Origin of the sequence: Granulicella sp. L60 (assembly GCF_009765825.1) — a bacterium.
GTDB lineage: Bacteria > Acidobacteriota > Terriglobia > Terriglobales > Acidobacteriaceae > Edaphobacter.
Window position 1 is genome coordinate 638 of the sequence record NZ_LMUR01000008.1, and the last position, 999, is coordinate 1,636.

The 999-nt window shown below is 54.4% G+C and carries 2 protein-coding genes; both read left to right on the forward strand.

Annotation, left to right across the window (positions count from 1 at the left end):
- Nucleotides 1-42 precede the first annotated feature (42 nt).
- Nucleotides 43-306, forward strand: a complete 264-nt coding sequence (locus GSQ82_RS25525) for a phosphopantetheine-binding protein (protein ID WP_371417154.1) — start codon at nt 43-45, stop codon at nt 304-306.
- Between the two features lie 32 nt (nt 307-338).
- Nucleotides 339-999: condensation domain-containing protein (locus tag GSQ82_RS24480; protein ID WP_216847007.1), on the forward strand; the 661-nt coding region annotated here is incomplete at its 3' end.

Below are 999 nucleotides of genomic sequence, written 5' to 3' on the forward strand. Positions count from 1 at the left end.
GTTCGTGGTTATGAGCCACCGCGGGGTGAAACCGAAACAGCCTTGGCCGCTATCTGGGCCGAGATCCTTCATCTCGAAAACATCGGGAGACACGATAACTTCTTCGATCTCGGCGGTCACTCGCTCCTGGCCGTCCGCGTCGCCACACGCATCCGACAGATCCTCCAGCTCGATATCCAGATAGATGATCTGTTCCAACAGACCACCATCGCGTCATTGGGAGAAGCAATTATCAATATACAACTTGAACAATTTGACATTTCGGATATCGAGAAGTTAATACGAACAAATTTCTCGCTTCAGTGATCAACCAGTGAGCTTCAATTGCGGAGGAATTTGTGTTAAGCCATCTGAGTGTCAGCGAGAAAGAAAAACTTCTCAAATTAGCTCTCAGTCTCAATCTGAAGAAAACGCATGCCGTTCTGCCGCCGATCCAGCCCCGCGATCTTCATGCGCCAGCTCCTCTCTCTTTCGCCCAGCAACGGCTCTGGTTCCTAGCCCAGATGGAAGGCACCAGTGAGACCTATCACATCTCTTTGGGTCTTAGGCTTTCCGGCGATCTGGACCGCATCGCGCTTCGTCAGGCTCTTGATCAAATCCTGCAGCGACATGAGGCCTTGCGTACTGTCTTCCGCTTCGCACAAGACGACCCCATACAGCTCGTCCTTCAGGACACAGCTTTTTCCCTCACCGAGCACGATCTCTGTGGTTGCCGCGACAGCGAAGAGGAACTGGCGCGTCTGGCCGCGGAAGAAGCCTCTGAGCCTTTCGATCTGCAAGCCGGTCCGTTGCTTCGCGGGCGTCTGATCCGGCTCTCCGACGAAGAGCATGTGCTGCTGATCACTATGCACCACATCGTCTCCGACGGCTGGTCGATGGATATCTTCCGCAGGGAACTGAGCACGTTATATGCGGCTTTTCGTAATGGGGAGCCGGACCCACTCCCAGTGCTGCCCATCCAGTATGCGGATTATGCTGTCTGGCAGCGGGAGTGGATCG